Annotated in this window: 2 protein-coding genes; both read right to left on the bottom strand. The window is 67.7% G+C overall.

Annotation, left to right across the window (positions count from 1 at the left end; translation table 11 throughout):
* The coding region (locus tag X946_RS05310; protein WP_038744732.1) for a condensation domain-containing protein at window positions 1–1,062 on the bottom strand (1,062 nt) is incomplete at its 3' end.
* The coding region (locus tag X946_RS05305; RefSeq protein ID WP_200886421.1) for a phosphopantetheine-binding protein at window positions 1,059–1,494 on the bottom strand (436 nt) is incomplete at its 5' end. The genes X946_RS05305 and X946_RS05310, both read right to left, overlap by 4 nt.

The following is a 1,494-nucleotide window of genomic DNA, read 5'->3' as shown; positions in this document are numbered from 1 at the left end:
GACGAAGAAGCCGACGATCGGGGCGAGCTCGGGGCGCGGGCGGTTGGCGACGGGGGAGCCGACGACGACGTCGGCGGTGCCGGAGAGCCTGGAGAGGAAAGCGGCGAAGGCGGCCTGGAGGACCATGAAGAGGGTGGCCTGCCGGGAGGCGGCGAACTGGAGGAGATCGCGGTGCCGGGAGGCGTCGAGGTGCCGGACGATCTGTCCGCTGCGATGATCGGCGAGGGCGGGCCGGGGGCGATCGAGGGGCAGGTTGTGGACGGTGGGCAGATCGTGCAGCGCCGCCGTCCAGTAGGCGAGATCGCGTTCGCGCGTCGGCGAGCGCGCGTCGCGGCGCTGCCAGCTTGCGTAGTCCTTGTACTGAATCCGCAGCGGCTCGAGCGGATTCGGCAGGCCTTGGACATAGGCGTTGTAGAGCTCGCCGATTTCGCGCGTCAGGACCCCCATCGACCAGCCGTCCGAGGCGATGTGATGGAGCGTGACCAGCAGCACGTGCGTGCGCGGCGCGAGCCGCAGCAATGTCGCGCGCAGCATCCGGTCCGTGCTCAGATCGAACGGCGCTGCGGCTTCCTCGCGCGCGAGCTGCTCGGCGCGTGCAACGCGCGCGTCTTCCGCCTCGTCGCTCAGGTCGATGTGCGCAAGCTCGACGGCGCTCGCGCGCCGCACGATCTGCACGCAGTCGCCGTCGTCGTCGGTTCCGTAGACCGTGCGCAGCACTTCATGCCGCTCGAGCAGCGTGTCGAGCGTTCGCTCGAGCGCGCCCACGTTCAGATCGCCGTCGAGATGCAGCGCGACGGGCATGTTGTATTGTCCGCTCGCGGATTCGATCCGCTCCAGCATCCACAGGCGCTGCTGCGCGAACGACGCATGGCACACGTCCCGGTTCGAATCGATGCCGAGACGTTCAAGCAAGTCGAGAATCCGGCTCTTGTGCGTCTTCAGGTAGAGCTTGAGATCTTCCGGCAAGCCGTCGCGGCGAAACGCGATCTTCAGGTTGCCGTCGACGCGGTCGAGTTCGATGCCGCGATCGTGCAGGTCGATGAGGGTATTCAACAGATTCATAGGATGAGCTCGTCTTTTTCGGTGTCGTCGAGGGGCGACGGCCGCAGGGGCGTGTGCGCGACGGGCGCGGCTGGCGCGAGCGCGTCGAGCGCGCGGGCGAGTTCGCGAATCGTCGGGTGATTGAACGCGGTCATCACGGGCAACGTCACCTTCAGGCGATCGGCGACGGTCGCGATCATCCGGGTGGCCAGCAGCGAATGTCCGCCGAGTTCGAAGAAGTTTTCCGTCACGCCGATCGGCTCGCGTTGCAGCAGCGTTTGCCAGACGTCGCGCAGCATCGCTTCGGTGTCGTTCGCGGGCGGCGCGAGATGCGCGGCGGCGTGCGAGCGCTCGGCATCGTCAGGCACGGGAAGCCGCTTGCGGTCGAGCTTGCCGTTGGGAGTGAGGGGAAGGGCGTCGAGGAAGACGAACGCGGCGGGGATCATGTAGGCG

The organism is Burkholderia sp. ABCPW 111, assembly GCF_000773065.1.
Taxonomy (GTDB): Bacteria; Pseudomonadota; Gammaproteobacteria; order Burkholderiales; family Burkholderiaceae; genus Burkholderia; species Burkholderia savannae.
Note: the sequence above shows the minus strand (reverse complement) of the source record. Positions and strands in the feature narration are given on the sequence as shown.